This window comes from Phycisphaeraceae bacterium, from assembly GCA_020639155.1.
GTDB lineage: Bacteria > Planctomycetota > Phycisphaerae > Phycisphaerales > UBA1924 > JACKHF01.
In genome coordinates this window covers 1-25,600 of record JACKHF010000001.1, presented here as the reverse complement: position 1 = coordinate 25,600, position 25,600 = coordinate 1, and the positions used below count along the sequence as shown (strand labels likewise).

The following is a 25,600-nucleotide window of genomic DNA, read 5'->3' as shown; positions in this document are numbered from 1 at the left end:
GTGAACTGAGTATTTGGAGGGGACAAGATGGTCGAGCGTCATTCTACATCCACTAGTGTGAGTAACTCGTGAGATGGGTCGCAATCATCATCTCAACCCATTCGCGATCAAAAGAGTACTGATCAATCTCGGATTCTGGATTAGGAATCTGCAAGGCAACAGCATCAAGAAACTGATCAGCCTTATGCGCATAAGTTGCAAATGCATAACCGGTCATGCGTAGACCCCAATGCCGCACATACGCAACTCGTCTGACTACGCTACCATTTGGATAAGTGCACGCTGAGATATTTGACCAATTAGGATCACCACGCCACCCTTCATTTGAAACATTTACATGCGATGAAATCCACTGTTCTACGCTGAGTGATTGCTGCTGGGCTTCGTTGGTTGAGCCTACTTGGGTTATCCTAATTCGAGCTAAGAGATCACCATTGTGCCGCTGGTACTCGATCCGATCTTTATCAATTTCAAGATCAACTCCTGCTGGAACAACGACTCTCGCGCCAGACGACTGATCAGCGTACAAATCAAACTCAGCATCACTATGAATCTGTCGTCCGGTCTGGCGAAAGATGGCTTCAAGTTGTGCCAAACCGAGTTGGTCGTCAGCTGTAGCACGCAACTGGCGGAGATCTCTCGTACCGATATACACGAGCAAGTTCTGAGCGTCTCGATCTGCTTGTATCCGGAATTGTTTTGCACGACGGGTATCGCCAAAGTTAAAATCACCGAAGAACACTTCAGGTGTTTGGCTGCTTCCAAGTACTCGGCGATGCTTGCTCGTTTTAAGCTCTTCGAGTTTCGATGCAGGTACCGCCCAAGTATATCCTGTCGAACCCGCTTCGAGTCCGCCTTGGATTACTCCGATCACGTATCCTTCAGCATCTAATACAGGGGCGCCTGAGTTTCCAGGGACGGCGTTGCCTTCAAGATCGATCACGGGAACTCTCAGGCTCGGGAATCCGAGTTCACGTATCTCGTCACGAGCCTGTCCGCCGAGTATGTGGCGGAGTTGAAGGTTGTCTGTGGCTCGGATGCGCATTGCAACATCACTCCAGATTGAGCGGTCGTATCCATGCCCGATCATGACTGCAGTCTCCGAATTGGTGTTTCCACTTCGGTGTAGCAGTGGGGGTATCTCTGGTGCGTTATCGATTGTAAATAGTGCGAGATCAGCATCTAGGAGGCTGTGAGAAGGCTCTTTCACGATCCGGTTACTGCCATCAAACTCGATGATTACTTCATCAGCACCAACCACCAGATGGAGAGCAGTTACAATTTGGCCTCGTTCGCCCCAGACAAAGCCGGTGCCTGGAATTGGATTCTCGTGACCAGGCCAATGCGCCAAGATTCTTACTACTGATTTAGCAGCAGCTTGGGTTTTACAACGTGATAGAGGTGAATCTTGGGCATGCACCAATGGTGATAGCGTTAGTATTAGAAACACTACTATTAAGTACGCGCTTTGCAGTCGTGTCATTACGAATCTCCGTCTCGTGTTTCGTTCTGCTGATAATTTTCTCTCATTGCAATCCAAACAGCGGTAAGTGCTGTGCGAAGGGCGACGTGATCACCTTCGAGTTTTCTCAATTGTTCTGCGGCGTTCCGCCATGCGGGATTCCGCGCCTGTGCCATCCTATTTAACCAATCGACTGCACTGTCGTTTGCAGGATCATCCGGATCGAGAGCCCAGAGAACCACACTCGCTTCGCCATCGAAGAGAACACCGCTCAGTATGCCGGGTTTAGAACCTTGAGAGTTTAAGTTTTCTGTATGAAGTGTTCCAAATTTCTCCATCACCACAAGCCGCCATATTTCGTCTTTGGGTACTCCGACATTTCTCCATTCTTGAGCTTGGTCAGCGAGGCTCGGAGCAAGCACCTGATGAGTACGGGCCCATATTCCAGCAGATGCCCCTGCAAGTATGCCAACGCTCAGCCCAATAGTTCGTAGTCGAGGTAAACCACGTACTAATTGTAAAGATGTTGGACCATCAGATGTGGGAACAAGTCCAAGAAACGCAGCGATCAACGCAATCAACCCGATTACTACCTGTCCAACTACGGAAGTGATGGAGAGACCGGTTAAGGCACCGATTGCAAGGCCTAGGGCAAGGCCAGTAAACAGCTCAAGCAAACCATCCCAAGCGCGAGACTTGGCTTCTATTTTCACTGTGCAGGATTCAGTCATCATACGGAACCAAATAGTAGCAGGACAAAATTGTATTTGATGGAAAAGGGTGAAGACATCTCCAAGCACTCGATTAATATTTTCTGAACGGTGAAATGCATATCTCTACGAAGATGGACATGGCTGTATTGTCCTAGGCAAGGGTGCAATATATACGGTCACTGGTCTAGGAATTTCCCCTATTTTTATTAGTAATTACTCTAAATTATTTGAAAAACATCTATAGGTTTAGTATTCCGTTTTCTACAAAATAAGGAGTTTTTTCACGAGTTGTGAAATCGGCATTTCTGCGATAAAATTGCCGATTCGATTCGCAAAAATTCTATTAACGCACTGTTGCCCTTCAATTATAAACCGTGTTTCACGGAGCAATTTTTCAACATTTGACAAGCCTGAGATACTTTGTAGATCAAGACAGCATATTATGTATCGCTATTGATGGCAGGTTTAAGATAAAATGCAACCGGGTAGATATCTGGAGGAAACAGGACAATGTTCTGATACGCCGGCCTGTCATCACTTTGTATTTCTGGCGTGCGTAGGCGTTAATTTAGTTGAGGGTCGTGTTGAGTTCTAGTGGTGCGGCACTCCTTCTGGCGCGTGTTGGGATCACAGAAGCGGACAACATGTATGCGGTCTGATTGAGCGGAGCAGCGCGCGATGCTTCGGAGCAACCTAGCTAGGAGGTGAATCTCGTGAGCGGTACCAGGACTCTCGCGTCGTTCAGTAAGTTTGCGCTGGTTTCGGCCTTGCTAGCTGGGTGTGCCGGTAATCCCACCCAGCACCTTGTCACCGGCGAGCCGGTCCTGTACGGCGTGGAGCGTCGCACAGGCGAGATCATTGATCGTGATCAGTGGCCGTCCGGGGATCCAACGAGCCCGACCATTGTGCCCGCGGTTGGCGACGTGGTCACGATCTCTCTAAACACGCTCTTCCTTAAGCGAGTCAAGGAGTTCGCGAGCCCGCATGTGCTCGTGTACGCGGAAGTGTTTGATGACGGTAGCGACGATCCCGAGTCTGCTTACACGAAGATCCTCTTCGAGCAGAAGGACCAACCCTCAGGAGCACTGCTCGGACTCGCAGACCGAGTTTTGTACGGCCCAGCGGTATATCAGGGATATCCGCTGAGGGTTCGGATCTACGTGGTCGAACTGGATAAGGAAAATAAGCAGCAGGCGTCGCAGGCCCTCAATCGCATCGGTAGTCTCACAAGCTATGCCCCGGTGCAGGCGCAGCTGCCAATAAGCCTTGCGCTGGATGTTGCCCAGGCCATCAACGCACTGAACGAAGACGACTATGAGCTTCGTTTTGATCTCACGCTTCACCCCAATGGCCCTGTAGGCACACTCGACATCGGTGACCCCGAAACGTTTACCCCAGGTCCCTTCGCCAGAGCCCAAGCGGCACAGCATATCGAAGAACTTGCCGGTGATCGACTCGCCGCGCTGGCAAGGACAAACCGACCACCCAGCGGCGCGCGATACGTGCTAAACGGCGCACTTCGCACCGGTTCGTACCTCATTATCAAGCGGGAGCTTGAGGGTCGCGGTGGGCCCCAAGCGGAGTACTTCCGTCCGGACTGGGCCCAACGCCTTCACTACCAGCCAGTACAAGGCATCGACGGGTCCGAGTATCTCGCAGAATTTCTTCTTCGCCTTCAGGGGTTCCGGCTCTACAAAGTCTATCGCAACGTCTTACCAGTTGAGTATTCCAACACAGTCAAGGGGCGGAAGAGATCCGTGATCACACAAGGTAGCTCCGCACCCGGGGCCACGAGTTATCAAAAGTTAGGCCCGGCCCAGAATCCGATCGAGAAGATGCCACTCACGGTTCAAACAACTAATGGGCCCAACGCGGGGCTCCCGTTCGACATCGAGCCCGGAATACGTGAAGACTTTGATCTTCAGACGTATGCCGTGCTGACGGTTTCAGTAGGTGCCTCGAAACATGTCAGTCAGGCCACGCTCAAGGGTGCCTCGGATCGTGACCGCCGTCGTCTGGGTGAGTTGCTGGATACCAGCGACGATGCAACCCAGGATATGAATCAGCGCCTGGATGCGATCGCTTCGACTGCAGCCGCCATGCTCGCACAGAGGCAACTCGCCGTGCTGATCGGTCAGAAGGTCGATGCGCAACCGGGTCTGCGAGCGACCCCCGATTACGTGTTGCTTTGGTCGGGCCAACTCCACCAGATGACCACCGACCAGCCCGCGGAGGATTCAGTCGAACGCCGCAACAACCTGGCGCGAAACGCAGGCATTCTCGAGGTACTGCAGTCGCTCATCGTCAACCTTCCCTTGGTCACACCGGAAAGAACCGCGAGCGTCAACGCCATCCGTCAAATTACAGTGGACGAACTTGAGGCGATCCCCGAGTCTCCTGGCAGATTCCGCCTGACGGATATCGCGTACAACCGAATCGCGCAGGCTCAATGAAACAAAGGCTCCGGGCAACGCCCGCGCCATCTCTTGGAGGTGTCTAATGGCAATAGAACGCAACCCCCAGTCCGCAGTCAGTGGAATCCAGCCCACACCGCTTGAAACGGCGGGCGAATACGCCGAACACGATGGTCCAGCATCGCCGCTTGGCAACGAAGCTTGGTATCCAGGCCAGAAGGCAAGAGTATGGCGATCACGGCGGAGCCTCACAGGCGGTGTCTGGTGGCCACCGCGTTCAGTCATTCCTAGGCGCGGGATCGGTCCGGTGGTCAAGGGTGGAACGCACTGGCCAGACCGCATTGCCGAGCTCGATGTTTCGCTCAAAGGAGGGCCCTGGTGGCCTAGACGCATGGCGCACGCTGCGGAACCCGGGTACGTCGGGCTAGGCTGGCTCCCAGATGTGCCGGATGCCCGCGATCATTCCAAAGAAGAACTTGACCAGGAACTGAAGAGCCAACTCGGTCGGAAAGCATCCGGCAAGGCGGTGAGCAAGGCGATGGCGGCGCTGAGGATGCGTGGCTCGGATGGCTCGAATGGTTCGGGTGGCTCGGGTGCGGCAGTCACGGCCCCTCCGTGGATCGATCTCCGACTGTCTGGATGGCTCTCGCCGATCGAGGATCAGGAGTCACTTGGTTCATGCACTGCGAACGCGGTCGTGAGCATGCTGGAAGCTGTCCGAAGGCGGCTGACCGGCGAGCATGAGGACCTCTCCCGACTGTTCCTCTACAAAATCACCCGCAAGCTCTTGGGATGGGATGGCGACACGGGCGCTTTTATCAGGGAGACGATCAAGGCGACCCGCACTCACGGTGTTCCTCCCGAGGAGCGCTGGCCATACGTCATTTCCAGATTCGATGAGGAGCCCGACGCCTTCCTCTACTCCTTTGCCGCGAACTACAAGGCGACGCTCTATGCCCGTCTGGATTTGTACAGCAACACCGCGTGGCAAAACCTGGACGCGCTCCGTTCCACCTTGGCCGAAGGTAATCCCGTCGCATTCGGTTTCCCCGTGTACGACAGTATCAATCGCCCCATCAACTGGCAGGGCGAAGTGCCCTATCCTCAACCCGGCGACAAGCAGGTGGGCGGCCACGCTGTGCTCGCGGTCGGCTACGACGACAAGATCAAGATAGCTGGTAGTAAACTCGACGACTCCAAAGGAGCGATCATCTTCCAAAACTCGTGGGGCGAAGAGTGGGGCGATGATGGCTTTGGGTACCTCCCCTATGACTATTTCTTGGAAGGGCTTGCGATGGACCTGTGGACCGTCACGAGCGCCGAGTGGATCGACACTTCCAAGTTCGCATGAATGAGCATCTGATAAAGTTTGACAATGGGATCCATGTTGCAGTGTATCGATTGCAAGCAATGCCTGCAGCAGACCCTGGGATCATATGCGAATTGAATATTTGGAGGGTACAGCGATGCCGTTGAACCCATCATCGACGCGGACGATATTGCCGAAGTGGTTGCCCTAGCGCTCACTGATACGAGCCTGAACAGCCAATCGCTCGATCTTTCGGGGCCGGAGGCGCTGACTCACGATCAAATCGCAGCAGAGTTGTCAAAGGCCGCTGGCCGTGAGATCCGCTACGAGTCGATCTCTGATGACTCGTTCCGTTCGGCGCTTACCGACCTGAATGTCCCCACGGAATACATCGATCTGCTCGCGTACCTCTTCGATATCACCCGCAGTGGCGTCAACGCGGCGCCCACGAACGATGTCGAGCGTGTTTTGGGTCGGCCTGCGAAGTCCTTCGCCGAGTTTGCGGCGAGAGCCGCCCGTGAAGGTCTGCTGAGCCCTCAGGAGGTCAGCAATGGATGATCTTGTGACCATCCTCATCCGCCTTGCAATCGTTGGTACCATGGTGATCGGCGGTTCGCTGTTCGCCTTTTCCACGTTCATCATGGCAGCGTTGAAACGATTGTCGGATGCGGAGGGCATCCGCGCTATGCAGCAGATCAACAAGACAGTGTTTACCCCGTGGTTCATGGTACCGTTCTTCGGCACGGCGTTGCTGTCGCTCTGTGCAGTGGCTTTTGCGCTGATGAATACGGATCAGACGTGGTGGCTCCAACTGCTTGGTGCGGGGCTCCTGTATGCGGTCGGCTTGTTCCTTGTGACCGTCGTCGGGAACGTCCCGTTGAATGAGAAGCTCGCGCGGATGGATGCCGATCAGAGTGAGACGGCCCAGTTCTGGCAGGGCTACTTGGTTGTCTGGACCCGTTGGAATCATTTGCGCAGTGTGGCATCGATCGGATCCGTTCTGCTGTTCGCGGAATCACTCCGGCTCATGAGTTAAATGACAGTGAGAGCAGCGATCACACCTCGGTACGGTTCGCCCCAGAGGTCGTCGTGCTCACGGATCTTCCCGATGCTGTCCTATCCAAACACAGTTCATGCCGCTTTTCGATGGTACGACCACAGCAAGCCGCTCAGGCGTTCACTGCAACTATGTACCCTCCAAATCCTGGATTCACACTTTCACGAGTCGTGAAATCAGCATTTCTGAGCTGAAATCGCGAAGCTGAGAAGTAAAAAGTTCAACTGGTGTCCTGTCACCCCGATTTTGCAAGTATCTCTCACAGAGTTGCTGCATGATTTTTCACAAACGATCAATGTACTAGCATCCTTTGCAGGCACTGATTCATTCGATGACGACACCTCCATTGCTTCTGTCTCGATCTAACACCCTTCCCCATAAGATAGCGGCATGCGATCCTCGGACGATCAACCCGATGTGACGATGCTGATGCACGCTGTTGCGGATGGCGACAGGGAAGCAGAGGCGCAGCTCCTGCCGCTGGTCTATCACCAGCTGCGCCGCGCTGCCCAGCAGCGGATGGCAGGCGAACGCAATGACCACACGCTGTCAGCCACGGCCCTCGTGCATGAAGCGTACCTCAAGCTTGTTGGTCCGCGCGATGTTCCCTGGGAAGGCCGCGCCCACTTCTACGCCGCTGCTGCTCAGGCGATGCGCCGAATCCTCATCGATCACGCCCGGTCGCGATCCGTGCGAAGCAGCGACCGCAAGGTCAGGCTCGAAGACATCGGAGACGTTGGTGCCCTCGCAGCCGCAGATTCTGAGAAAATCCTGGCAGTCGATGCGGCGGTCACACGCTTGGAGATCGACGACCCCGAGGCGGCAGCAGTTGTGCGGCTGCGGTTCTTCGCCGGCCTGAGCGTGGATCAGGCGGCGGATGCGATCGGAGTCTCGCCGCGTACGGCCGCTCGCCTGTGGACGTATGCACGCGCGGTGCTGTACCGAGAGTTAACCAGGCACATCGAGAAAGAACAGGCATGACCAGCGACAGACGACACGAAGCGCGACGGATATTCATGGAGCTTGCCTATCTGCCCGCTGATAAGCAGTCCTCGGCGCTTGCCCAAGCGTGCGCGGGAGACGACTCCCTCCGCACCGAGGTTGAGACGCTGCTCCGTGCCGATGCACAAGCGGGTGGCTTCATGGATGCGCCGACCAGCGATGTGGTCGCTGCCAACCAGGAGAACGCGACAGTTGCTGCGTCGTCACGCGAACGCGCGGGCGAACACATCGGACGATACAAACTGCTCGAGCAGATCGGCGAAGGCGGCTTCGGCGCGGTCTGGGCTGCGGAGCAGCGCGAGCCGGTCAAGCGCCGCGTGGCGCTGAAGATCATCAAGCTGGGCATGGACACAAAGCAGGTGATCGCAAGGTTCGAGGCCGAACGCCAGGCGCTTGCGATGATGGATCATCCCAACATCGCAAAGGTGTTCGACGCGGGCATGACCGAGACCGGCCGCCCCTTCTTCGTGATGGAGTACATCAAGGGCGTGCCCATACTTGAGTACTGCGACACGGAGAAGCTCGATACCAAGTCACGCCTTGATCTCTTCATGAAGGTGTGTCACGCGATCCAGCACGCCCACCAGAAAGGGATCATCCACCGCGACATCAAGCCGAACAACGTGCTGGTCACCATGCACGACGGTGTGCCTGTGCCAAAGGTGATTGACTTTGGTATCGCCAAAGCGACCAATCAGGAACTGACCGAGAAGACAATCTATACGCAGCACCGTCAGATGATCGGCACGCCCGCGTACATGAGCCCGGAGCAGGCGGAGATGTCGGGGCTTGATATCGACACACGAAGTGATATCTACTCGCTCGGCGTGCTGCTGTACGAACTGCTCACGGGCACGACTCCCTTCGACAGCACGTCGCTGATGGAAGCCGGCTTCGCCGAGATGATGCGCATCATCCGGGAGGAGACACCGCACAAGCCGTCGACACGACTGAGTTCACTGGGCGAGACCGGCACGCGCACCGCCGAGCAGCGTCGTGTTGATATTGCTAGGCTCAGCACGATCCTGCGCGGCGATCTCGACTGGATTGTGATGAAGTGCCTGGAGAAGGACCGCACGCGCCGGTACGAGACGGCCAACGGACTTGCGGCTGACATCGAGCGTCACCTGAACGACGAGCCCGTGCTCGCCGGTCCGCCGAGCGCAAGCTACAGACTCCGCAAGTTCGTGAGACGCAACAGGGGCCAGGTCATCGCGGGTGGCATCGTTGCTGGGGCGCTTGTGTTGGGCATCTTCGGTACGACATGGGGCCTCATCGAGTCTCGGACGCAAGCGGCAATTGCACAGCGACGCGGCGATAACCTGCAGCAGGTTGTCGACTTTCAATCCGAACAGTTCAGCACGGTTGTGCCGGAGCTTATGGGCGCTGATCTGCGCAGTGCGATTATCGACGCGGCACCGGAGGACTCTCGTGCGCAGCTGAAGCCGATGCTGAGCGAGATCGACTTCACCGGCATCGGTGTGGACGCGCTGCGGCAACACATCTTTGATCCCAGCGCAGAGAAGATTGAAGAACAGTTCTCTGACCAACCGCTCGTGCGCGCACAACTCTATCACGCACTCGGCGAGCGGCTGCTCGAGTTGGGTCTTCTCGATCCGGCCGAGCAAGCAGCCACACGAGCAGTTCAGATTCGAACCGAGACCCTCGGAGCATCTGAGCCGTTGACACTTGATTCCACGACCCTGCAGGCCGATGTGCTCGTCTTGAAGGGAGAGTTTGAAGACGCAGAACGTCTGTTCCGCCAAGTCGAGGCGCACCGGCGGCGCGTACTCGGTGATGAGCACCCGGACACCCTGAAATCCATCGCGAACGTCGGCCACATACTGCACGAACGCAGCGTGCTCGATGAAGCTGAGACGGTCCTCAGGACCAGCGTCGATGCCTATCGGCGAGTTCTCGGGAACCAGCACGAGGACACACTTGCCACGATCAACTGGCTCGCGCAGGTGCTCCGGGCTCGGGGGAACTACGACGAAGCCGAAAAGTTCTACCTTGAGGCCCTTGAGGGCCGCAGGATGGCACTCGGCGACAACCACCACTCCACCATTCAGTCGATCAACAACCTCGGGGCTCTGTACATCAGTCTCGATCGGAGCAACGAAGCCGAAGATCAGTTCAGGCGGGCATACGAGGCATGGAGTCTGGTCAGCGGCACGCGGCACCCGGACACGCAGGCAGCGTACAGCAACCTCGGCATGTCAATCCTCTATCAGGCGGTAGATCTAAAACGGGGGCGTGTCCAGGGCGTAGATCCCGGCGACGATCCCGACGCACTCCTCGATGAATCTGAGGGCATCTTCCGAGCGGCGCTTGAGGAGAGCCGCCGAACCCTCGGTGATGCGCACCCGGATACGCTGCGCGTCATGGGGGGGCTCGCGCTCACGCTCAAGGCAAGAGGGCAGCTCGACGAATCGGCGGAGCTCCAGGAGCACATCCTCAAGGCTCGGCGCCGCATTCTTGGCGACGACCATCAGAACACGCTCAACACATTGGGCAATCTGGCGAGTATCAGGCACGCGCAGGGTCGCCTCGAGGAAGCTGGCAGCCTCTATCAGGCAGAATACGTAGCCCGCCTCCGGACTGTGGGTGACACCCATCCGTTTACCCTCAGTGTCCAGGTGCGCATCGCCAGGGTCCGCGAGTCACAGGGACGGCTGGACGAGGCCTGCGAGATGTGGAGGGAGATCGCCGAGACACGCCAGCGCAGCCTCGGCGGCGACCACCCCCAGACACTCAGTGATCTCGACGACCTCGCTCAAATCCTCTTGAAGGCGGAGAACTTCGACGAAACCGCAGCCGTGCTCGAAGTTCTCATTGAGCGTCGTCGTTCGCAGGAGGAAGACAGTCACTTGGCCTTCTCGAATCTCACGTTCCTCGGTTCCGTACACGAGAAACTCGGGAAGTTCGCAGAGGCGGAGGCAGCCTACCGCGAAGCTTTCGAGGGGTACCGCCGGATCGACGGCGAGAACAGCGAGCGAGCGCTCCCACCGATGATCGCAACCGGCGTTGCGCTCAACGCCCTCGAACGATATGAAGAATCCGAAACGTTCATGCGGGAGGCAATCGAGACGGCCTCGCGTGTGCTTGGAGCCGATCACTGGCGCGTTTCCGACGCGCGGACCATTCTCGGTGCCGCGATCGCCGGACAGCGTCGATTTGATGAAGCCGAACTCCTTCTTCTTGCGGGCCACGCGGCGCTTGAGGCTTCTCTGCCCACAGACTTGCGAGCGGAAAAACTGCCGCCCGCAACGCAGCGACTGGTCGATCTGTATGAAGCATGGGATCGGCCCATGGACGCTGAAGATTGGCGTAAGCGGGTGGGCGCGTCAGTAGACGACGACTAAATCAGACCCGCGGCCGTCGAGATGCAGAAGTGTACAATCCCGTCCCCTCCAAATATTGGGTTCACACTTTCACGAACCGTGAAGTCTGCGATTAGCTTGTTTAGGTTGCCGATTTGTTCGACCAAGATGTAACTTGTGGTTTCTTGTACACCCCATTCCATTCGCGACCAAAACGAAACACGTTGAAACCTGAAATCTGCTCTCGGTTCTCCCCAGATACGATTGACGATGGCAGAACCGAACGATGAGTCTTTGAGCGTTGCAGGCACGAAACAACCTGTTCCTGAGCAAGATGCGAGTTCCTCGCGAACGCGGTTTGCTCGTTTCAGGCAACTGTCGAGGCAGTTTCTCCGTCGCACACCTTTCAAAGGATCTATTCGCCCCGGCCGCGTTCCACTTGTTTCGTTGCGGTCAACTCGGCCAGCGTTGCCGTTTCCACATCCATGGAACTACCGCGAACCGCTGCGGATACTTGAGACGTACTTCCACGGTGCTGATGCGGAGACTGACGCAGGCGCACGACACAACCGATATCTTGAAGTCGTCGGCTTTGCGCCTGTGCTCGTTACGCGCGACCCTGGTGTCATTCGGGCGATCTCAATGTCATCTGGTGACAAGCCAGGGCAGTTCGACCGCGACACAATGCCGACATCGGGTATCGCGCGCGCGACGGGCGAACGCACGCTGTTGTATTCAAATGGTGCCGAGTGGAAAGCGCAGAAGCGCATGGCAGCGCCACCTTTCTCCCGATCGACGCTGTACCAGCCGGAGGTGTTCAGCGAGTTTGCGGACACCTTCCGTCACACAGCAGTCGAGCGGCTCAAACTCGTTCGCCAAAGAGTAGAGCAGCACGGTGATCCGACGCTTCGCGTAACGCTTGATATCGAAATCAAAGCCGTCATGCTCGACATGCTGGTCAACAGTTTCTTCGGGGCTTCAGTCGATCCACAATCGATTCGAGAGAGAGAGGTGCCAGCGCTCGACCATTTCATTGATCGCATCGTGCGTGACACCGTGATGACCAAATCCGGGTGCCCATTGCATCGTCTTCCCAGATGGATGCCAGGAGTAGCTCGGTCGAGAGATGCTGCTGCGATCTTTGAAGAGTTGACCACCAGCGCAATCGAGCCACGGGCATCGGGCCTCGGATTATGGAAGTACTTCAAGTCAGAGGCGTCCAATGAAGCGCTCCGTCCGAACATACGTGTCTTTCTCGCTGGAGCTCTTGAGGCGACAACTTCATACGCCAGTTGGGCATTGGCGCATCTTGCTCGCAATCCGGAAGCTCAGGAAAAGCTCTATCGTGAAGTGCGCGAGGTGGAGGATTACAACCCTGAGGTGCTTGCAGGACTTGAGTATCTTGGATGCGTGCTTAACGAAACACTGCGTCTGACACCAGCGTTGTACTTTCATCCCCGTCGGGCTACAGCCGATACCTGGATTCAAACTGATACAGGTGGTTCGCTGTTTATGCCACGTGGAACGCACGTCCTGTTGGATGTCTGGCATGCCAACAGGCATGAAGATCACTGGGGTGTCGGTGTGACGGGATTCCCTGCTGAACGGTTTGTTCCCGAGCGATGGATCGGTCGCGGCGCCACAGACCTCGGAACGCGTGAGTGGGCCCACTTCGGATTTGGTCATGGGCCGCGATTCTGCCCCGGCAAGAATCTCGGGCAGATGGAGGTCGCTCTAGTTGTTGGTGCGGTTGTCAAGCTCTTTGAACTGACTGCAGTTGAGAGTGAGATTTCCGCGTATGCAGGTGTGTCCACAAAGCCCGCTGATGGGGTGCTCGTGAATTTGCGAATCCGAGAGGGTTGATATTCGCTTCCATCTGATGCTCAGTCCAAGATGACCCTCGTATTAACACAACTGAGTCAGCGTCTTACCACACGTCAAATCATGCAACTACATCGACCAACATTCTGTGTACGAGCCGACAACGACATTGTTTTGTGAGAATGTTATCTACTTTGAATCTGGTAACTTATTCAGCAGAGCGGGTATGTCGTCGATTTGAAGAATCCCGGAATGCACTGCTCTGACAATTCCATTGCTGTCAACGAGCACAAGCGTGGGAAGACCACGCACGTCGTAGCGAGCATCCATAATGCTCCCGTTGATAAGGGCAAATGCCCACGATGCACCTCGCTGCTGGGCAAAGCGTCGCACTGCTTTGATTTCTTCTTTGGGCTCAACAGGATGTTCGCCCACTTTACTACCTGGCAACCGTCCCTCGGGCGCTGACACGCTCAAAACACAACCACCACGATCAGAAAGTTGAGTATGTAGTTCTTTAAGTGCCGGGAATGACGCAATACAGGGGCCGCACCATGTTGCCCAGAAATCAATCGCGACGGGTCCGCCGCGAAAATCTTGAAGGCTCGTTGCCTCAGTTCCATCCTGCTCAAGAAATGCAAGGCTTGCAGCTGCCGATCCAATCAAGTCTCCCTTCATAGCAGGGGTGTCCAGCACTGCGAGTTCGTTGCGGATGTACGTTGCCTGAGCAGATTCTGTATCAAGCCGATGCAACTTGTCCTCAAGTGCTGCGACCAGTGCAAGCCTGCGCGCTCCGATGAGCGCTGCGGGCAGTTCCGAATCCGCGGTTCTCATAAGCTGAAAGTGCTCGCGAAGCAGGTTGAGTCGTCCTGTCTCGGGGCTTTGGTCGATTGCATCACTCAGTTCAGCCAATCGCCATGCCATGAGTTCAACTTCCTGCGGAGTTAGTTGCAGCGGTGCTCTTCTGAATATGCGATGACCAAATCCGGCGCGTAGAGCATCCTCCAGCCCTGGATGATCCAGTGCAGCAAGGATTAAATCATTATTTGCCATGGCAATCTGACGGACAAGATCATCTGCAATGTCGTTGCCAAACGCATCGACCAGATTCTCATATGAACCCGACATAAGAGTTGGGCCGAGTACAACGCGCACTTCAGCTGCAACTGCACCTTCCATTGAATGCAGCCGAGATAATCGCTTTGCACGAAAACGTATCTGGTCACAGAGTGGCACGAATGCAGGTATATGACTCCTGCCTACAACAAACTCGGTCAGTGCAGCAATCTGAGTTGCGTTCATAGTCTCAACCGGGTATCCCTGAAGGTGTTCAATCAGAAATACATCAGCTCCCTCAATGGAGCCATCACTCAGCCGATGCTCACGCACATACGTTTGCCACTCGTGTCGCAGCGCAGAAAGTGAAGTGTCGACGGAGTCGTCCTGGGCATTAACGGGACCTGAAAGACACATCCAGATTGCTATGACTGATACAAGGGTGCACTGACAACGCATTTCATTGCTCCAGACATAATACTGATGAGGTGGCGAGCATCACGATTGCAACGGCCCCGATTAGAATGCATCTGGATGTCTTGAGCGAGCTGATTGGTCACAAGTTTCGACTAGAACTTCACTATCGACAACATCCCCGGTGCTTTAGCCTGATCCGCAAACTGCAACAATCATCGTGTATTCTCACAAAGATGCGACTACAGACTTGTTTCAGCGCGTACTGGATTGAAGTGTTCTGAGCGGGTTTTGATGAGCCGAAGATTCAAGATGATTGACAACGCATCATATGCTAGAAGGTGCAAGATGCTCACAGCTCGATCTGTTCTCTCGGAGGCGCACTTTGTTTGGGTGTGGAAAGCCGCCTCCCGGACTCGAACCGGGGACCTACGGTTTACAAAACCGTTGCTCTACCAACTGAGCTAGGGCGGCAGATGGCCTGCCAGAGGCGTGTGGCCTCCGCAGGGCAGATATTTTAGACCCGTTCGGCCAGATGTCATGGTCTCTTCAGCCTTATTCACACAAGTAGCGAGGCTCGTGAGAATCGGTGAAACAAGAGGGTGGTCTATGTGCAGAATCCGGCGATTTTCTGTCTCAGTCCTCTGTCTTACGTGCGTCAGTGGAGTGCTTGGTGGGTGTGCAGTTTTGCGTGAGTACCAGCCTCTCGGTGCCGTGGCTGCGGATCAAGTGCTCGCTTCAGAGGCTGGGGTCGAGATTCTGGCGAAAGGTGGGAATGCGGTCGATGCTGCTGTGGCAACCAGCTTTGCCCTCTCGGTGGTTCGGCCGTATTCGTGCGGGATTGGTGGCGGGGGTTTCATGGTGGTGTACCTTGCCCCGACAGAGACTGCGCCAGCAAAGACTGTTGCGCTGAACTATCGTGAGACCTCGCCAGCAGGCATCGCTCCAGATCACTACGAGCAACTTGATGACCGAAGGGCATCACGGGATGGTGGACATGCAGTTGCGGTTCCAGGCACAGTCAGTGGGCTGCTGTACGCGCTTGAGCACTGGGGAACCATGGATCGTGCAGATGTGCTTGAGCCCGCAATACGTATCGCAGAGCAGGGATTTGCTGTCGACGAAGATTATGTTGAGACCGCATTTGGTCTTGTCAGGCGATTTCGTGCAGATCCATCGTTGCAAACTCGATTTGCTTTTACATGGGAGCGGTTTCTTGGCAATGGGCAAATACAGGTTGGTGATCGAATCAGGCTGCCAGAGCAGGCGCGAGCGCTTCGCTTGATTGCAAGAGATGGAGCGACTGCCTTTTACGAGGGAGCAATAGCTCAAGCAGTGTTACGCGCGGTTGATGGTGATGGTGGTGTGGTTAGTGCGGCTGATCTGGAGCAATACGCACCTGTGGAAATGACACCTATTTCCTTCCGGTTTCGCGGATATGACGTGCTGACAATGCCGCCACCGTCAAGCGGTGGCATCGCGATGGCGCAGATGCTCGGTATACTTGAACGCACAGGCACGCTGCGTGAGGGCGTCGATATTCTCGATGATCCTGCAGATGCCCATGTGCTGATTGAGACGATGAAACATGCATTTGCTGATCGCGCAACCCACCTTGCGGATCCTGCGTTCCATCATGTACCAATCAATGCGTTGCTGAATCCTGCATACCTCGATTCGCTGGCGCATCGGATTGATCCTGATCGGACGCTCCCGCCTGAAGCCTATGGCACGCAAGTGGACCTCCCCGAGGACCATGGCACAAGTCATTTCTGTGTGATTGACCCGATGGGCAATGCGGTTGCGTGTACCGAGACGATCAATACCGAGTTTGGTTCGCTGCTCCCGGTCCCTGAGTTTGGGTTCTGTCTCAACAATGAGATGGACGATTTCACGACAAGCAGTGGGGCGAATGCGTACGGCCTGACACAGTCGGATGCAAACAGGCCAGAGCCCGGCAAACGCCCGCTCTCCAGCATGACACCGACGATCGTGCTCGATCAAGGACAGGTCATTGCAGTTGCCGGGGCGTCTGGAGGTCCCAGAATCATTACCGGTACGATGCAGGTGTTGATCAGGATGCTGGTGACTGATCTTCCGCCGAATGAGGCAATTCGTCGTCCCCGATTGCATCATCAATGGTCCCCGAACATTGTTCGGCTGGAAACATGGGGGCAACACGAATGGCCGGACATGTGGCCTGATGCGATTGCTGATCGTGGGCATGTGCTTGGCGAAATTGCCGCTGTGGGGAATGTGCAGGCAATCAAGCAAACCGATGGCTTCCCCAGAGCTGGCTCAGATCCTCGAAAGGGTGGTGAGCCTGCGTTTTTGTGGAAAACGCAATAAATCCATCGGACACGATCTGGTTGTTGTGGAATTCCTGCTCTTGCCCCGATTTTCGCACAATCTCAACGAAAGCGGTCTCGACGTTTTTGGTTCTCTCCCTAGACTCTACTTGCTGTCAATCGGGCCCGTATTGGCTGGGCCATCCCCAATGAAGAGGGTTTGTTGGTGGTTTTACTTTGGCAGTATTCAGGTCACCTGGAAAGGGAGAGACACATGTTTGGTCATCGATGTGGTATGGTTTCTGCATGCGCTGCTGGTCTGCTTTGTGCAGCGGGCGTGGCGAGTGCGCAGACCGAAGCGTACATCTCTGAGATTTTCTTTAATCCGGTTGGTGCGGACGACGGGTTTGAGTTCGTTGAACTCCAGGGCACACCGAATGCTGACCTCACTGGTTGGTACTTCATGGTTGTCGAGGGTGACGGGGCGTTCGTCGGCGGCGATGTCGACAAGATCTTTGATCTGACCGGGCTCTCATTCGGTTCAAACGGGCTCCTTCTGCTGCGTGATTCAAGCCTCGTGCTTGAGCCCCAGCCAGATCCCGCAACCAATGTCTCGGTTGATCCTGTTGGCTTTGATCCGGACATCGAAAACGGTGCAAACACCTTTGTGCTTTTCCGTTGGGATGCGGCTGCTGGTGGCACACTCCCATTTGTGACATACCAGTTCGACACGGACCATGACGGCATCATTGATGTGCCGCTGACAGGCATGCTTGACATTGATGCAGTGGGTTGGATTGATAACTCCAGTTCCACAATGGATTACGACTACGGTGAGCAGTTCGGTGGTACTTCACTCAACATGTTGTTCCCGCAGTCGGGTGGCAACGCATACAACGCCGAAGGCTTTGTGCGTGTGTTCAGCAACGGGCAGCCATGTGCATGGGCCGGTGGCGATACCGATCCAGATGCACTCACAGGTGCAGATCCGTTTGTCTGGAACTTTGATCGCAGCTTCGGCTTTATCGAGAACGGCGTGCCGGACCCGAGCCTGAAGCAGCTTGATCCGGGCACAGCCAACGACATGACCTGCGGCGCGCAGCCATGCTACGCCGATTGCGATGGCAGCGGTGCTCTGAACATCTTCGATTACATCTGCTTCGGCAACGAGTACGCTTCAGGCACCAGCTATGCTGACTGTGACGGCAGCGGCGCACTGAACATCTTTGACTACATCTGCTTCGGCAACGAGTACGCGGCGGGCTGCCCGTAATCTCATCGAAAGCTAAACAGCTTCATCCGAAGACACAGGACCCCGGTACATGCCGGGGTCCTGTCTTATCCTGAGATTGTACAAGAGCATTTTTATACCCGGAGCATGTCCTGATAGCTTGGCATCGGCCAGAGATCATGTGAAACCGAGCGTTCAAGATCATCAATGATCTGCCGCAGGTCAGCCATTGCAGGAATGACTTTCTCGACCAGTAACGAACCATGCTTGATCGGGTCCTTGTGATGGGCGATATCGATCTGTTCGCTGAGTTTGCGCATTCCTGCGATCATGCGATGGACGGCTTCGTTGTGATCCTCGAGCAGGCCGCGAAGATCGCGTGGATCAACATCGGCTGCCTCGGTTGCGGACACTGCTTCGGCAAGCTCACACTGGTGGCGCAGCAGTGCGGGAAGGATGCGCGATTCCGCGATTGATACAAGAATCTCGGCCTCGATCGTGAGTTGCTTGTTGTATTTCTCAGCAAAGATGCTTGCGCGGCTTTCGACCTCGGCCTTGTTCAGAACACTCTGGCGCTTAAACAGTTCCGCGGTCTTGCGATCACGCAGCACAGCGATTGCCTCAGGCGTCGTACGAATGATCGGGAGCCCACGTTTCTCTGCTTCGTCATGCCATGCTTTGTCGTAGTTGTCGCCATCGAACAGCACACGCTTGTGGGTGACAACGATGTCCTTGAGTAGTTTGTTAATGATTTTCTGGCGCTCTGCATCAGAGAGTTCAGTTTTCTTTGGCGATGCTTTTTCAAGTTCGTCAGCAATGAACAGCAACGAATCCGCAACGATAGTGTTCAGCACCATTGCTGGCAGTGCAACTGCAGCACTAGAACCAACCGCGCGAAACTCGAACTTGTTGCCTGTAAATGCGAACGGTGAGGTTCTATTTCTGTCGCCTGAATGACGGGGAAGTGTCGGCAGCGTGTTTGCGCCGAGTTTCAAAGAACCTCCCTTGATGCTCTTGGTAGCTCCGCCTTTCTCGATCTGGTCGATGATATCTGAGAGCATGTCGCCGAGAAAGATGGAGATGATTGCCGGCGGCGCCTCGTTCGCACCGAGACGGTGGTCGTTGCCAACGGAGACAATCGAGCTTCTCAGAAGATCTGCGTGCAGATCCACAGCGCGAATGACTGCGCAAAGGAATGTGAGGAACTGAAGATTGTCGTGGGTGTTTTCGCGCGGATCGAGCAGATTCATGCCGGTATCTGTCGCCATAGACCAGTTCACGTGCTTGCCCGAGCCGTTGATGCCTGCGAACGGTTTCTCGTGCAGGATGCATCGCAAACCATGGCGCGGCGCCGTACGCATCAGTGTTTCCATGACCAACATCTGATGATCGCACGCGAGGTTCGCTGTCTCATGGAGACATGCAAACTCGAACTGGCATGGTGCAACCTCGTTGTGGCGTGTCTTTACAGGCACACCGAGTCGGAACAGGGTCTGCTCACATTCTGTCATAAATGCGAGCACACGCGATGGGATAGATCCGAAGTAGTGATCCTCAAGCTGCTGCCCCTTCGGGGGGAGGGCACCAATAAGTGTGCGATCGCAGATTTGCAGATCCGGTCGAGACGTGAGGTGCGAAGCGTCGATCAGGAAGAACTCCTGCTCTGCACCCACTGTTGTATCAACGCGCGTGACTCCAACATCTGTACCAAAGAACTTCAGCACACGGACTGCCTGCTTGTTGAGTGCAGCAACAGACCGCAGCAGCGGAGTTCTTTTGTCGAGCGCTTCACCTGTCCACGAAACGAATGCGGTAGGGATGCAGAGCGTGGGGCTTGGCCCATGACGATGGATGAATGGTGGACTGGTGCAGTCCCACGCGGTGTAGCCGCGAGCTTCGAATGTGGTGCGCAAACCGCCCGATGGGAAACTGGAGGCGTCGGGCTCTCCCTGCACGAGTGTGCTGCCACGGAACTCATTGATAGCGCCTGCACGATCATCGAGTTGGAGGAATGAGTCGTGTTTTTCGGCTGTCAGGCCGGTCAGCGGTTGGAACCAGTGTGTGTAGTGTGTTGCACCATGGTCGATTGCCCAGTCTTTGATGGCGTTGGCAACAACATCAGCCAAATGCTCATCAAGCGGCTCGTGCTGGTCAATCGTTGCGCGCAGGCGTGTGTACACGCTCTTGGGTAGGCGCTGACGCATCTCCCGATCGTGAAAGACATCGGCTCCGAATGTATCAACAACCCGAACCTTGGAATGTCCCGTCTGGCATCCGCTCGCGTTCATGTGCATCCTCTGTTGTCACTGGAACATGCGACCTTCATCGGCCCCTGCCAATGAAATCCACGCAACCGTTCATGGTAGAAACATACCGGGGTAAAACTCCAGAACCGACGCAAATCGACAATCGAATGCAGGTCAAACTGCCCATAAAGTCGGCAGTTTCTGCTTGAAGACAAACTTTGTCCGGCGGTTTGCGAGGGTGTGATTCGACATGAGAATCGCTTTGCGCCGATAGTCTGCATATCTATGCAACAGGAACACCACAGACACGGCACTCAACGCACGCTCGTCGTCCTTGACGGGGATCTCGGTGGGCTTGTCAATCTGACGCGAGTCGTATTGGCACGTGATTCATCGCAGGCAGCTGGGCAGGTTCCGTCAGTGGTGTATGGCCTTGTGTCGCCGGCAATCAGCGATGAATGTGAGCGTGCAGCGTCCGCTCAGATGGATAGACTGGGTGTTCAACCTGCCCTCTCGATAGACGACTCAAAACGACTGGCGCTTGCGGAACTGCTCAAGGGTGAGTCTATCGACAGATCGCGTGAACTTGTCATGCTCCATGCACGCTGGATAGCAGAGGACATGGACTGCGACCGAGTGCTGTGGTATGAGCATGCCGGTTCTTCGGCACCAGATCAACAACCTGTGGCATCAGTTTCTCATCACCATGCTGTACTGCTGAACACCCGGCTTCTCATCTCACAACTGGGGCTTGTTCAGGTGCCTCAAGAACAAGCAGTGAGGGCGTCGGTTTCTGCTGTGAGGGCCATATCTCGGCGGCAACCCGCGACAATCGATTGCCCTCTGATGGATCTGGATGATTCCATACTGGCTTCTTTGGCTCTGGATCTCGATTGCCCGGTCGATCTGGTGTGGTGGGCGATGAGTTCCAGTGACAAAGGAACAGCAGCACGTGTGCGATGGAGTGAAGCAGGGTTAATAATGTCCTATAACTAGTTTGTTTTCAGGCAATCTCATCTCTACAAAGAAAAAACATGGTGTTTGGCTTGTGTTTTTCTGGCCAAACCTCTGGCTTGGCGCATGTTGTGGACGGAGCCGTGCATTTTGCCGGGTCTGTCATTGTTGCGGATTGAGGCCCCACGACATTGGCAACATTACATAGATGACCCAGAGGGGGTTAAGAGATGAACCGTCGCATCGCGATTCGTGCTGCTGTGCTTTCAATGATTGCTGGCTCACTTCTGACCGGAGCAGCAAGTGCTGATCCTTGGTCCTACGAGCAGAACTTCAATGGTGGTTCAAGCCTGACCGGCTGGTCTCACACGCAAACTGAGATTTCACCATCTGGCACGCAGACGTTCCTCGGTCAGTTTGACAACGACACAGTGTCACTCTCACTGAGCAATATCCCCGCGCACACACAGCTGCAGGTCAGTTTCGACCTGTACGTGATCGGCACTTGGGATGGCAACGACTATCCGGGTCCAGATCGCTGGAGCTTTGGTGTTCAGGGCGAGCAGCCCGCGATCGATACCACCTTTGCGGTCAGCAAGCCTACTGGGTACTACCAGCAAGCATGGCCCATGAACTATCAAGAGACTGGTTCATCCTTCCCGCATCGCTACGGCGCCAAGGAAAACAACACACTCGGCTATATCTGGAAGGGCTGGGCAGTGGATGCGATCCAAGAGATCAATGTCACACTTGAGCATTCCGATGCTGAAGTGACACTCGATTTCTCAGCATGGGGTCTTCAGGGTATTGGTGACGAGTCATGGGGCATCGACAACGTTGTCGTGACAGCAGTGCCCGCACCAGGCGCATTGGCAATGTTCGGGCTCGGTGGTCTGGTTGCAACTCGCCGCCGCCGCTGAACGATACATTGATGGTATGAGTCTGAGTTTCTTTCACAGGGATGATGCCATGAGGCGTCGTCCCTGTTTTTCTGCACTCATTGCAGGGTGTACACTCGTGCATGTCCAAAGCTACTGTCGTTGGCTCTCTTCTTATTGCTGTTGTGGCGACTATTGCAGCTGTTATTCTGCTTCGTCCGAAGCAGGGGACTGGCATCACTGGCGTTGTGACCTCGGTTCTGACAACGGATCAGGTTGCTGCTGCTGTTGAGATTGAACTCGAACATCCTGATGGTTTTCATTTGTCGGGGAGCGCATGGAAACGTGTTGTCGTCAGTCAGGATGCATTTGGTACGTGGTGGGCTGCGTTTGAAGAGAGTCTGACTGAAAGTCCGAGATCACTTCGATGGCCGGTTGAAGAGACACAGGTCAGGGCGATGTTGCGCGTGCTGGGTTCAACAGAGGTTCGATCCTCCCAGCGTGAGCGTGATGATTCGGAGCAGTTTGGGGATGTGTATAGGCTTGGCATTCGTGTGCAGGGCCACGGGTGGATTCGGTATCAACTGACGTCGCCGCGACTCGGTGGTGTTGTTTACGCAATCAATCAGGAAGACCGAACACATACCAGCGTGTGGCCGAGTGAGGTCTTTGATGGTCTGTATGCTCCCGGTCCTGTTGCATGGCTGAACAAGCACTGCTTCGCAGGTGTTGGTGAAGCAGATTCGATTGCGATTATTACGAACAACGAACCCATGGAACTTCAGCGCTCCGGCTCCCGCTGGAGCATGACAAAGCCTGTTGTCAGTGTTGTTGATGCAACTGCAATGGATGCTCTGCTGAAATCGATTGGCACTCTCTCGTGGGAGACAATACAGCCCGGTGCAGATAAAGCACCTGGATGGAATGATCAGATTGTTGATGTCGAAGTGCGTTCAAGCCGGAAGAATCAATCCGGTGGCGCAACAGAGGAAGTGGTGACGCTACGAACAGCACTGGCGGATCCTTCCAACTCTGCTGTCATGCGGTCTCGTCCCGCGACGATCCGTCGCATGGATCGGAGCAAATCGTCCAAACCGCCCGAAGCGTCTGTGCAGCTCACAGTGTCGAGCGCGTCAATCAGCGAGATTTTGATGACACCTGCTCAGCTTGTTTCACGCATGAGTGTGCAGCATCCAGCGAAGGACATCGGTGCGATACGCGTGACAACAACAGACGGTCTCACAGCGATCTTTGCGAGGACGCTGGACGGGTGGGCTTTTCGGAGCGAAGCGGGAGTTACAACAGAGCTTTCTGCATCATTCCAAAGCACAGTTGCGGAGCTTGTGCGCACGCTCTGTGAAACTCCAGTGGATTCTGAAGCGATACAGATTATCGGTGATTTACACGATTATGGCATGACGGGTCCATTCACATCGATAGAATTTCTCACACTGAGTGATTTGTCACTTGGTATCGTGAATATCAAACTCCAGCCCGTGGCTTCAGGTCCGGCATCTCTGGGTGTGGGTGGATTTATAGCAGTGTGTCAAAACCATTATGTTGAGCGAACATACCCGGCGAGCACGCTTGATCAGTACGTGCGGATGCTGGTTGATTTTGTTCGCACCGCGCAGAAGTAGCTACCGAGTCGCATTCGATGTCAGAACTGATGCGCCAATGTCGGAGCGCATCTGCATGCCATCAAAGTGGATCTTCTTCGCCGCGTTGTATGCAGTGTCACGTGCCGTATGGAGATTGTCTCCAAGACCGGTGATCGCGAGCACGCGACCGCCGCTGGTGACGATGTTGCCGGACGCATCTCGCTTTGTCCCCGCGTGGTACACAACAACGTTTTCATCCGTGACATCATCAAGCCCGTTGACAGTCACGCCGGTGCGGGGTGAATCCGGGTAGTTCTCGCTTGCGAGCACAACTGTGCATGCAGCACCCGATCTCACCTGGATGTCTGCTTCCTCAAGTCTGCCTTGCGCCGTCAGATACATCATCTCCAGAACATCCGAAGTGAAGCGGGGGAGCAGCACCTGGGCCTCAGGGTCGCCGAATCGTACGTTGTATTCGAGCACCTTCGGACCAGCGTGCGTGAGCATTAATCCAGCGTAGATCACACCACGGTACACGATGCCCTCGCGACGCAGGCCACTCACCGTTGGAAGCAGCACATCACGTTCGATCTGAGCGAGGAGTTTCGCCTCAACCAATGGACTTGGACAGAACGCGCCCATGCCCCCGGTATTCGGGCCCATGTTGTTGTCGAGCAGGCGTTTGTGGTCCTGGCACACATCAAGAACTGCAAGAGTTTTCCCATCGGTTAACGCGAAGACGGATACCTCAGGGCCTTTGAGTTGTTCTTCAATAACGCAGATATTCCCAGCGTTACCGAACTGCTTTTCCACGAGGACTGCATCCACCGCAGCGTGCGCTTCATCCACTGTTGATGGAACAATCACACCCTTGCCCTTGGCAAGCCCGGCCGCTTTGACAACAACACCATCCATGCGAGTGCGCACATACTCGTGCGCAGCTTCGGCATCAGTAAACGCACGACCTTCAGCGGCTGGGATTGCCATCTGACGCATGAACTGCTTCGCCCACGCTTTGTCACTCTCAAGACGAGCGCCAGCCTGGGTTGGCCCGAACACAAAGCGTGTCTCAGTTGCGAGCGCATCGGTATACCCCTCAGCGAGTGGGTCTTCGGGGCCGATGATGACCAGCGAGATGTTGTGATGGTTGCAATACTGGTCGAGTCTGTAGATCTCTTTGCGCGACACGGGTATGTCAACTCGCGTACCGAGCGACTGCAGGCCAGGATTCGACTGATCGGTCAGATGCAGGGTGCCGAGTCGAGAGGATCGGGATATTGCATGGGCAATTGCGTGCTCTCGCCCACCCGAACCGATGAGCAGGACGTTGATGGCATCTGGTGTGGTTGATGATGTTGTCACAGACGAGGATAGGTCCCCGAGTTGGCGAACTGGATGGATGTTCGATTGACGATCGGGTGGGCAGGGGCTATTGTGGGGTCCTGATTGCGGGGTAGAGCAGTCTGGTAGCTCGTCGGGCTCATAACCCGGAGGTCGTTGGTTCAAATCCAGCCCCCGCTATTGATCGCCGGTTGCAAACACAACCGACAACCCGAACGATGCAAGGCGCTGCTGAACCGATCGGCAGCGTTCCTGCGTTTTGGGCCGCATTTGCGGATCGTGGGGGCGGAACTTCGCGCACGAGTCGGTTCCGTTCAGGTCAAAGGCATAACCAGAGACAGTGGGGCAGCGGCCAAATCCGACCTGAGTTCGGCGATTGTCTCTCCGTGTCTCTGTTTTCAGAGTGTCGGGTTATAGAGGTGTTGGGAGCAGTGGGTTCATTGACTTGTCAAAACGCATCAGATTTGTGGTCCTTCAAATGTCCGTGAGC

16 protein-coding genes and 2 tRNA genes are annotated in these 25,600 nt (G+C 55.4%); 12 read left to right on the top strand and 6 right to left on the bottom strand.

Features of this window, described 5'->3' with window-relative positions; all coding sequences use genetic code 11:
* Positions 1 to 52: 52 nt before the first annotated feature.
* Both H6815_00090 and H6815_00085 read right to left on the bottom strand, forming a co-directional pair.
* The gene (locus tag H6815_00090) at positions 53 to 1,483 is read right to left on the bottom strand and encodes a trypsin-like peptidase domain-containing protein (GenBank protein ID MCB9858827.1); all 1,431 of its coding nucleotides are present in this window, start codon (positions 1,481 to 1,483) and stop codon (positions 53 to 55) included.
* Positions 1,483 to 2,175 (bottom strand): sulfite exporter TauE/SafE family protein, encoded by a 693-nt coding sequence (locus tag H6815_00085; protein ID MCB9858826.1) that lies wholly within the window; start codon positions 2,173 to 2,175, stop codon positions 1,483 to 1,485. The genes H6815_00090 and H6815_00085 overlap by 1 nt, the downstream gene beginning before the upstream one ends.
* A gap of 713 nt (positions 2,176 to 2,888) precedes the next feature.
* Here H6815_00085 and H6815_00080 point away from each other — a divergent pair.
* The 7 genes from H6815_00080 (at position 2,889) to H6815_00050 (ending at position 13,143) form a co-directional block, all read left to right on the top strand.
* Positions 2,889 to 4,628, top strand: coding sequence for a hypothetical protein (locus H6815_00080; GenBank protein ID MCB9858825.1), 1,740 nt, complete (start codon positions 2,889 to 2,891; stop codon positions 4,626 to 4,628).
* Between the two features lie 352 nt (positions 4,629 to 4,980).
* Positions 4,981 to 5,940: a C1 family peptidase gene (locus H6815_00075; protein MCB9858824.1), complete on the top strand. Its 960-nt coding sequence runs from the start codon at positions 4,981 to 4,983 to the stop codon at positions 5,938 to 5,940.
* A 156-nt stretch (positions 5,941 to 6,096) separates the two neighbouring features.
* Positions 6,097 to 6,456 (top strand): hypothetical protein, encoded by a 360-nt coding sequence (locus tag H6815_00070; protein ID MCB9858823.1) that lies wholly within the window; start codon positions 6,097 to 6,099, stop codon positions 6,454 to 6,456.
* On the top strand, positions 6,449 to 6,934 hold the full coding sequence (locus H6815_00065) for a DUF1772 domain-containing protein (protein MCB9858822.1): 486 nt from the start codon (positions 6,449 to 6,451) through the stop codon (positions 6,932 to 6,934). The genes H6815_00070 and H6815_00065 overlap by 8 nt, the downstream gene beginning before the upstream one ends.
* A 411-nt stretch (positions 6,935 to 7,345) precedes the next feature.
* On the top strand, positions 7,346 to 7,936 hold the full coding sequence (locus H6815_00060) for a sigma-70 family RNA polymerase sigma factor (GenBank protein MCB9858821.1): 591 nt from the start codon (positions 7,346 to 7,348) through the stop codon (positions 7,934 to 7,936).
* Positions 7,933 to 11,322: a tetratricopeptide repeat protein gene (locus H6815_00055; protein ID MCB9858820.1), complete on the top strand. Its 3,390-nt coding sequence runs from the start codon at positions 7,933 to 7,935 to the stop codon at positions 11,320 to 11,322. The genes H6815_00060 and H6815_00055 overlap by 4 nt, the downstream gene beginning before the upstream one ends.
* Before the next feature lie 228 nt (positions 11,323 to 11,550).
* A complete protein-coding gene (locus H6815_00050) occupies positions 11,551 to 13,143 on the top strand; it encodes a cytochrome P450 (protein MCB9858819.1) in 1,593 nt (530 codons plus the stop codon).
* Between the two features lie 147 nt (positions 13,144 to 13,290).
* Here H6815_00050 and H6815_00045 read toward each other — a convergent pair whose 3' ends face one another.
* Both H6815_00045 and H6815_00040 read right to left on the bottom strand, forming a co-directional pair.
* The gene (locus tag H6815_00045; GenBank protein ID MCB9858818.1) at positions 13,291 to 14,574 is read right to left on the bottom strand and encodes a TlpA family protein disulfide reductase; all 1,284 of its coding nucleotides are present in this window, start codon (positions 14,572 to 14,574) and stop codon (positions 13,291 to 13,293) included.
* Between the two features lie 398 nt (positions 14,575 to 14,972).
* Positions 14,973 to 15,045: transfer RNA gene (locus tag H6815_00040), tRNA-Thr, on the bottom strand.
* A 240-nt stretch (positions 15,046 to 15,285) separates the two neighbouring features.
* Here H6815_00040 and ggt point away from each other — a divergent pair.
* Together ggt and H6815_00030 are read left to right on the top strand one after the other, a co-directional pair.
* Complete coding sequence (gene ggt, locus H6815_00035; GenBank protein MCB9858817.1) at positions 15,286 to 16,920, top strand: gamma-glutamyltransferase; 1,635 nt, start codon at positions 15,286 to 15,288, stop codon at positions 16,918 to 16,920.
* Between the two features lie 213 nt (positions 16,921 to 17,133).
* Positions 17,134 to 18,132, top strand: coding sequence for a hypothetical protein (locus H6815_00030; GenBank protein MCB9858816.1), 999 nt, complete (start codon positions 17,134 to 17,136; stop codon positions 18,130 to 18,132).
* A gap of 92 nt (positions 18,133 to 18,224) precedes the next feature.
* Here H6815_00030 and H6815_00025 read toward each other — a convergent pair whose 3' ends face one another.
* A complete protein-coding gene (locus H6815_00025; protein MCB9858815.1) occupies positions 18,225 to 20,378 on the bottom strand; it encodes a glutamine synthetase III in 2,154 nt (717 codons plus the stop codon).
* Between the two features lie 1,142 nt (positions 20,379 to 21,520).
* On the opposite strand from H6815_00025, the gene H6815_00020 reads away from it, so the two are divergent.
* Positions 21,521 to 22,210 (top strand): PEP-CTERM sorting domain-containing protein, encoded by a 690-nt coding sequence (locus H6815_00020; GenBank protein ID MCB9858814.1) that lies wholly within the window; start codon positions 21,521 to 21,523, stop codon positions 22,208 to 22,210.
* Between the two features lie 101 nt (positions 22,211 to 22,311).
* Positions 22,312 to 23,808: a hypothetical protein gene (locus tag H6815_00015; protein ID MCB9858813.1), complete on the top strand. Its 1,497-nt coding sequence runs from the start codon at positions 22,312 to 22,314 to the stop codon at positions 23,806 to 23,808.
* Here H6815_00015 and purD read toward each other — a convergent pair whose 3' ends face one another.
* Positions 23,809 to 25,131 carry a phosphoribosylamine--glycine ligase gene (purD, locus tag H6815_00010; protein ID MCB9858812.1) on the bottom strand — a complete coding sequence of 441 codons (1,323 nt, stop codon included), beginning with the start codon at positions 25,129 to 25,131 and terminating at the stop codon, positions 23,809 to 23,811.
* Positions 25,132 to 25,216: 85 nt separating this feature from the next.
* On the opposite strand from purD, the gene H6815_00005 reads away from it, so the two are divergent.
* A tRNA-Met gene (locus H6815_00005) sits at positions 25,217 to 25,290 on the top strand.
* Positions 25,291 to 25,600 lie beyond the last annotated feature (310 nt).

Excerpts from the sequence above, each read along its gene's own strand:
- H6815_00090 (MCB9858827.1), bottom strand. The coding sequence starts at position 1,483 with ATGACACGACTGCAAAGCGCGTACTTAATAGTAGTGTTTCTAATACTA.
- H6815_00075 (MCB9858824.1), top strand. The coding sequence starts at position 4,981 with ATGGCGCACGCTGCGGAACCCGGGTACGTCGGGCTAGGCTGGCTCCCA.
- H6815_00065 (MCB9858822.1), top strand. The coding sequence starts at position 6,449 with ATGGATGATCTTGTGACCATCCTCATCCGCCTTGCAATCGTTGGTACC.
- H6815_00060 (MCB9858821.1), top strand. The coding sequence starts at position 7,346 with ATGCGATCCTCGGACGATCAACCCGATGTGACGATGCTGATGCACGCT.
- H6815_00055 (MCB9858820.1), top strand. The coding sequence starts at position 7,933 with ATGACCAGCGACAGACGACACGAAGCGCGACGGATATTCATGGAGCTT.
- H6815_00050 (MCB9858819.1), top strand. The coding sequence starts at position 11,551 with ATGGCAGAACCGAACGATGAGTCTTTGAGCGTTGCAGGCACGAAACAA.
- H6815_00045 (MCB9858818.1), bottom strand. The coding sequence starts at position 14,574 with ATGTGTCTTTCAGGTCCCGTTAATGCCCAGGACGACTCCGTCGACACT.
- H6815_00030 (MCB9858816.1), top strand. The coding sequence starts at position 17,134 with ATGTTTGGTCATCGATGTGGTATGGTTTCTGCATGCGCTGCTGGTCTG.
- H6815_00025 (MCB9858815.1), bottom strand. The coding sequence starts at position 20,378 with ATGAACGCGAGCGGATGCCAGACGGGACATTCCAAGGTTCGGGTTGTT.
- H6815_00020 (MCB9858814.1), top strand. The coding sequence starts at position 21,521 with ATGAACCGTCGCATCGCGATTCGTGCTGCTGTGCTTTCAATGATTGCT.
- H6815_00015 (MCB9858813.1), top strand. The coding sequence starts at position 22,312 with ATGTCCAAAGCTACTGTCGTTGGCTCTCTTCTTATTGCTGTTGTGGCG.